The sequence below is a fragment of the Cetobacterium sp. genome (assembly GCF_977044495.1).
This window is the reverse complement of the sequence record NZ_CDRRQU010000032.1, coordinates 22053-28233: the sequence shown is the minus strand read 5'-3', so window position 1 is coordinate 28233 and position 6181 is coordinate 22053. Positions and strand designations below refer to the sequence as shown.

At 30.5% G+C, this 6181-nt stretch carries 6 protein-coding genes; 3 read left to right on the top strand and 3 right to left on the bottom strand.

Annotated elements, in window-relative coordinates; all coding sequences use genetic code 11:
• Positions 1–143 precede the first annotated feature (143 nt).
• From ACWI69_RS08580 to ACWI69_RS08570, 3 genes are all read right to left on the bottom strand, one after another.
• A complete protein-coding gene (locus ACWI69_RS08580; protein ID WP_448821429.1) occupies positions 144–482 on the bottom strand; it encodes a PTS lactose/cellobiose transporter subunit IIA in 339 nt (112 codons plus the stop codon).
• Between the two features lie 20 nt (positions 483–502).
• Positions 503–1591 (bottom strand): DUF871 domain-containing protein, encoded by a 1089-nt coding sequence (locus tag ACWI69_RS08575; RefSeq protein ID WP_448821428.1) that lies wholly within the window; start codon positions 1589–1591, stop codon positions 503–505.
• Positions 1592–1755: 164 nt separating this feature from the next.
• Positions 1756–2901 (bottom strand): hypothetical protein, encoded by a 1146-nt coding sequence (locus ACWI69_RS08570; protein ID WP_448821427.1) that lies wholly within the window; start codon positions 2899–2901, stop codon positions 1756–1758.
• A gap of 325 nt (positions 2902–3226) precedes the next feature.
• Between ACWI69_RS08570 and ACWI69_RS08565 the strand changes: the two genes are divergently transcribed.
• The 3 genes from ACWI69_RS08565 (at position 3227) to celB (ending at position 6128) form a co-directional block, all read left to right on the top strand.
• A complete protein-coding gene (locus ACWI69_RS08565) occupies positions 3227–3532 on the top strand; it encodes a PTS sugar transporter subunit IIB (RefSeq protein ID WP_448821426.1) in 306 nt (101 codons plus the stop codon).
• A gap of 46 nt (positions 3533–3578) precedes the next feature.
• Positions 3579–4682, top strand: a complete 1104-nt coding sequence (locus ACWI69_RS08560) for a hypothetical protein (RefSeq protein WP_448821425.1) — start codon at positions 3579–3581, stop codon at positions 4680–4682.
• Positions 4683–4790: 108 nt separating this feature from the next.
• Positions 4791–6128: a PTS cellobiose transporter subunit IIC gene (celB, locus tag ACWI69_RS08555; protein ID WP_448821424.1), complete on the top strand. Its 1338-nt coding sequence runs from the start codon at positions 4791–4793 to the stop codon at positions 6126–6128.
• Positions 6129–6181 lie beyond the last annotated feature (53 nt).

Sequence of the window (6181 nt, the reverse complement as noted above, 5' to 3'; positions counted from 1 at the left end):
AGAAAAACCCTGACGCCGAGTTAAATTCGTATTATTCTAAAGAAAATATTAGTATTAAAAGTAAAAAATATTAAATCTATTAATCTAGAAAAATTACTGAGGTTTACACAAAGAGTTAAACACTCTCCATTTTATGCTTTTTACTATTTATTTTCTAATGCGAATAATCTCTTATTTAGTTTAATCATTTTCTTAATTAACTCTCTCTCAGATAAAGCTGTCATCAAGTGATCTTGAGCATGAACAAAAACTATTGATAATGGAATCTTTTGTCCTCCTGCTTCCTTTTGAATCATATCAGTTTGAACGTGGTGAGCTTTTAAAACTGCCGCATCACACTCTCTCATACACTCTTCAGCCTCCTCAAACTTTCCCTCTTCTGCAAATGCCAATGCTTGATGAGCACATCCTTTTGCCTCTCCTGCATACGCAACTATTGAAAATATTATCTCCTCTAATTCCTCTTCCGTAAAATCTATCATTTTCTCCTCCTAAACCGATTTTATTGCTTTTTTATTTTAATCTTAAATTTTTGCCAAGGTTTAATACTATCTAACAATCCCATATAATTCGAATCTATCTTTCCTACTACACTTGTTTTTCCCGAATTTTTCATATCTTTTTTTGCAATATGTAGCTCTCCCGCATATTGTCCATAAAGTGACGATTCTATTAAAACATCTCCTTTTTTAATATCAACTGGATTAAATAGCTCAAAATGGATACCTTTATATTTTACTCTTGGTTGTGTTGATCTAACAACATACTCCCCTACGTCTCCTCTTTGATAATGTAGCTCTTTTTCTATTATATCTTTTTCGACTGCTCCTACACCTTTATAAACTTCGCACTCTATCTCTAACATCTCTTTATTTATATCTGCTAATTTCTTAAGCTCCTCCTCTGTTGGGAAACAATTGGATATAATCACAATATCTATCCCTTCATTGAACAACTCTCTACCTTGAACCTCAATCGGAAGATCTCTATGTTCCTCCAATGTACAAAGTCCATCATTTACAGGCCATGGACCAAAGGTCCCTGTTTGTGATGTAACAAAAGCTGCTGTTGTCAAAGCAAAACTCTTAAATCTTTTATTGCAGTTTCTAAAATGTTCCCTTGATAATCCTGTATATCTGTGTGGATAAAAATTATGGCACCCAACTAACTTCTCTTTATTTGGCATAAAGTCCATTATAGTATTCACATAGTTTGTATCTTGACTCATATTTATTTCAATTAATAATCCATACTCATTAAATGTCATTATACTCTCTTCATTTCCAGAAAAACCTAAATCTAACCTTACTCCACAAGCTCCTATCTCTTTAAAGAAGGACAGATTTTCGTAACTTATATTCAATTTATTAAATATTGATGGAGCTACATCCACCATGACTTCCATTCCTAAACTATTTGCATAATCTATAGTATCTTTAAACTCCTTCAGTATAATCTCTTTATCCCCATCAACCGATAACAAGCAAGTAAAAACTCTCCTATATCCATACTTTGCAGCCAATTCAATATATTTTTTATTCTCTTCTAATGTAGCATGAAATGGATATACAGATATTCCTAATTGTTTCATTCTCTACTCCCTCCTCAAAACCTTTATTTTACCTAGGTTTTACTAAATTTTTCCACATAAGTCAAGCGTTAAAACTTCAAGAAAAATTTATTTATTTTATTCGTCTAATATCCATAATATTCTCAATCACTTCCTAACTTTTTTTCATACATTGACGGGGAAATTTATTTTTTTTCTCCCGTAGCCTCTTCCACTGTTTTATAGATTTCTATACTGCTTTCTCTCCCTTTATCCAAATAGAGAATATTTATTTTATGTCCCTCATCTTTATACTCCAACATTTCCCCTATCTTCATACTTCTTAAAATCTTTAAAAAACTATAGTTATAATAAAATTTACATTTTAAAAGTTCCTTATAAAGCCTTGATTCAAAAATGAATCTATTGGAAAATATATCTACCGTTTTATTAACTAAAATATATTTTTCTTGTTTTTCTAGTTCTTGGTTTTCTTTTAGAGCTAAACATATAGCTTCATCCAAAGAACCTGAAATTCCCTTATCTAGATGATATAAATTATTTCTAACAAATTCTACTCCCTCTTTTAATAACGCTTCCTCTATAACTTTACTTATAGTGGATATTGAATCCACTCTATCTCTAAGTGGGAGCAATAACCTATCTATCTCTTCTACTAAAATTGCAGATAGCTTATGACTAAATATAAATTCTATCTCCATTATTTTGCTGGTAAACCCATCACTATTTTTTATTTTTTTATACTCTATATTATATTTTGTTAATTGATTTATATCCTCTAATGCTGGTTTTAGAATTGTCTTTTCAAAGTCATAAAATCTTTCATAATTTTCTTGTCCTACCCCTAAAAGTTCTTTTAGTTGATCTTTACCTATTAAAAAACCACCTTGATTTCTATTTTTTATCATAGTTAAATAGAGTTGAAAACTTTTTTTATCCTTAAATAAAAGAATTAACAGTAAATCTATATCATCAAAAATTCCACTCTCTTTAATTGATTTTAATGACCTCGAAATATAGAGTCTATACTCTTCCCTATTTCTCATATAAAAATCAAATATCGGAAATGAAGAAAAAAATATCTCTTCCCCTTTTTCTATCAATTTTAAATGAATCCTTCTTTTTGAAAATTTATCTAAAAAATCTTCTATCAAACCTCTCTCTTTTACAATTGATTTTAGTTCTTTTTCTGTAAAAATTATATATTTCTCATTCTTTCCTTTATACCTCTCTCTGATTATCTCTAAAAAATCTCTTTCTTTTTTATTTAATTTTTTATCCGTATCTATAAAAATATCATTTTTAGAAAAATCAAAGGTCATTTTTCTCATATTACACCACCTTTTTTATATATTTTAATAAATTTTTTTTAATTTTTAAAATTTTTTTGTTTTTTTTAAACAACTTTATATAAAAATTAGACGATTTTTTTTTATTTTTTTTTCGTTACAACTAGAGAATACAATATTTATCTCTTTCTTTCAAGCTTTTTTTTAGAATATAGATTTGCACTTGACGAAAAAAGTCTTATTTTTGATAAATTTGACTTTTTTTAAAACATAAACTATAATCGTAATGCCAAGTGACTGGATCACTTAAAACAGATTATAAATTCAAATATGTAACTAAAAATATATATTAAAAGGAGAAAGAACTATGAAAAAAATATTATTACTTTGTTCTGCAGGAATGTCAACAAGTATGGTTGTTAAGAAAATGGAAGCTGCCGCTGCTGCTGAAAATATAGAAGTTAAAATTGATGCCGTAGGTTTAGAACAATTCCATGAGTTACTACCTAAATATGATGTATTTCTTTTAGGTCCACAGGTTAGATTTAAAAAAGCTGAATTGGGAGCTATCGCTGCTGAAGCTGGAAAACCTTTGGATGTAATCGATACTATGGCATACGGAACTTTAAATGGTAAGAAAATTTTAGACTTTGCTTTAAGCTTAGCTAAATAGTAAGAAAATAGATTGCTATTTTTACTAAAAAACGGGAGGGGAACAAATGAAAAAATCACTTTATTTATTGGCTGTTTTATCATTATTGGGTACAAATGTTTTTGCTAAAGAGGTTGTAACGGGACCTACAACTATTACTGAAGCACCTATCGCAGGAGAAGTTAAAGAAGAGAGTTTAAATGATGAGACTCAAGTTATGACAATGGTTGAAATTCCTGAGGATAAATGGACTTTTAATGGTAGAATGTATTTAGAAACTGAAAACTTTGACAACTCATCTAAGATAGTTAGATCTGGATTGCCTAGAAATTATCAAGGGTCAATGAACCCTATGGGAAATGGAGATGATGCTCTTTTCTGGGGAACTGGTGTCTCTGCTTCTAAAGGAAAATTAACTTTGGATTTGAATGTTGAAAGAAGATATATCGGAGGAGCTTATTCTTTCAAAGAGGGAACAAACGATAGAACAAGAACTGATTGGAAAGTTAGATATCAACTACTTGAAAATCAAGGGTTCCATGTTAAATACAGAAATGAAAATGGTGATGGATTCAGAAGAGAAAGATTTGAATTAGGAACTGATTGGAATTATTATAACAATCTTTTTGCTGGATGGTTTGTTGTTGGTCATGATATGGATAAAGGAACTAGCTATGAAATTGATATTCTAGATCCTACAGCTATTGTTAAATCTGGAAAACGTACAAAAGGAAACTACTGGGAAGGAGATTTTGGACCTTCATTTAAATTGACTGAAACATTGTCATTAAATCCTACTATCTACACAACTGGAGAGTTCTATGACTCTTATGAGATGGTAGAAACTCAACTTAGAATTATGATGCCTTACCAAGCTACTGAAAAATTAACTATTATGCCTAGAATTAGACTTACTTTAGAGAAAACTGTAGATTCTAAAGATAGCAATGGAGATTTTAAAAGAGATTGGGAAGCTGGATTTGGGGACAGAATCAGATATGAATTAATGGGTAACTATGTATTCACTGAACAACTTTCTACATTTGTTGGAGTCGCTTTTGAAAATGGAAAAAGAGATTTCAAAAATTCAAATATTTTTGGTGGAGTAAATGGAAAAGAAACGTGTAATATGTGGTGGGGATATGTTGGTTTAAACTACAAGTTTAACTAACTATCAAATTCTCAAAAATTTTAAAAATTATGGGGAGGGGAAGTTTTTTCCTCCACCCCTTTCTATAAAATTTGATATAATAGAACTTAAAATATGGAGGAAAAATTTATGAGCAACTTTATGAATATTATTGAAGAAAAACTTATGCCTATTGCTGCTAAAGTCGGGCAAAATAGATACCTAAATGCTATCAAAGATGGTTTTGTTTATGTGATGCCATTCTTAATTATTGGTTCTTTTATTCTTTTAATGGTAAATTTACCGTGTACTGATCCTAACAATATTCTTTATATGGAATGGTACGCTAATTTAATGGGATCTTTTAAAGGAGACTTAGTACAACCCTTCTATGTGAGCATGGGTATAATGTCTCTATTTGTCTCATATGGGATTGGGATGTCTCTATCTAATAGTTATAGTCTTAATGGTACAACTGGTGGATTCCTATCAATGTATGCTTTTTTACTGGTTTCAGCTAAACTTGATTGGTTACCTGTTGGTCAAGCCGAAGGAGCTGGAGCCCTGTTTCTTATCCCAGATGGCGGATGGATGCCAATTATGGATGCCAGATATCTTGATGCTAAAGGGCTATTTACAGCCATACTAGGAGCAATCATAGCTATTGAAATATTCAGATTATTGGTACAAAAAAAGTTTGTTATTAAACTTCCTGACTCAGTACCACCCGCAATTGCTAAATCATTTGAGTTATTGATTCCAATTGTATTTGTTACAATCATCTTCCAAGCGGTGAATGTCTTTGCAATGAAGAGTTTAAATCTTATGGTTCCTGAAATTATTTTAAAAGCTTTTGCACCACTATTAAATATGTCTGATTCACTGATATCAGTAATCTTTATCATTATAATTACTCATCTTCTATGGTTCGCTGGATTACATGGAACAAATATCGTTATAGCCATTATTAACTCTATAACTTTATCTAATCTTGCTGTCAATCAAGCTGCCCTTCAAGCTGGTGAAACTCTACCAAAAATATTTGCAGGAGGATTCCTTGATACTTATGTTTATATCGGAGGAGCTGGAGCTACTCTAGGGCTTGCACTTGCTATGTCTGTGAGTAAAAATGCACATATTAAATCTATCGGAAAACTATCAGTTATTCCAGCAGTATTCAATATTAACGAACCTATAATGTTTGGAGCTCCTATAGTAATGAATCCACTATTGTTTATTCCATTTGTTGGAGTTCCAGTATTAAATGCTTGTATAGCATGGTTTGCTACAAAGTTTGACTTAGTTGGTAAAATTATAACTCTTGTTCCTTGGACAACTCCAGGACCTGTTGGAGCCCTGCTTGCAACTAACTTTAGTATCGCTGCATTTATTCTAAGTTGTGGATTGATTGCTGTTTCATTTTTCATATATATTCCATTTTTAAAAGTATATGAAAAATCTTTAAATGAACCTGTAAACGATCAATAAAAAATCTTTTAAATAAAAGTGCTAATATATAAATAAACCTCATTCTAATCAAA

Coding starts and splice junctions, on each gene's coding strand:
- ACWI69_RS08580 (WP_448821429.1), bottom strand. CDS start 482: ATGATAGATTTTACGGAAGAGGAATTAGAGGAGATAATATTTTCAATA.
- ACWI69_RS08575 (WP_448821428.1), bottom strand. CDS start 1,591: ATGAAACAATTAGGAATATCTGTATATCCATTTCATGCTACATTAGAA.
- ACWI69_RS08570 (WP_448821427.1), bottom strand. CDS start 2,901: ATGAGAAAAATGACCTTTGATTTTTCTAAAAATGATATTTTTATAGAT.
- ACWI69_RS08565 (WP_448821426.1), top strand. CDS start 3,227: ATGAAAAAAATATTATTACTTTGTTCTGCAGGAATGTCAACAAGTATG.
- ACWI69_RS08560 (WP_448821425.1), top strand. CDS start 3,579: ATGAAAAAATCACTTTATTTATTGGCTGTTTTATCATTATTGGGTACA.
- celB (WP_448821424.1), top strand. CDS start 4,791: ATGAGCAACTTTATGAATATTATTGAAGAAAAACTTATGCCTATTGCT.